The sequence below is a fragment of the Streptomyces sp. SID13726 genome (assembly GCF_010548375.1).
Taxonomy (GTDB): domain Bacteria; phylum Actinomycetota; class Actinomycetes; order Streptomycetales; family Streptomycetaceae; genus Streptomyces.
On sequence record NZ_JAAGLY010000540.1, the window covers coordinates 1 to 424 of the forward strand.

Annotated in this window: 1 pseudogene; it reads right to left on the minus strand. The window is 70.8% G+C overall.

Going from position 1 to position 424, the window contains the following annotated elements:
- Positions 1–424: pseudogene (locus tag G3I78_RS49015) on the minus strand (chitinase); the annotation flags it as partial.

Sequence of the window (424 nt, forward strand, 5' to 3'; positions counted from 1 at the left end):
ACCTGCGCGCCCGCCGTCCTGGCGCTCTTGAGGACGGCGAGTCCGCTGCTCGCGAGGCCGCTCGTGGTGGTGGGGAGGGTGTACGAGACCTGCAGCGGGCGGCCGTTCGCCGCGGCCCAGTCCTGGACCTTCTTGATCGCCTGGTTGCGCCGGTCGATGCCCGCCTTGTTGGTCAGCGAGTTGTCCTCGATGTCCGTGTCGAGCCGGGAGACCTCGTAGGTGGTGATCACCTTCTCGTACGCGGCGGCGATCGCGTCCACGCTGGTGCAGCTGTCGGCGATCTCGGTGCCGCCGTTGTCGGCCGCGTAGCCGCCGAAGGAGGGGATCACGTCGCCGCCGCGCGAGCGGATGGCGGCGAAGTCGGCGCCGAAGACGGAGGCGGAGACGGGCTGTCCCGTGTCGCCGTTCCAGTACGGGGTGCAGG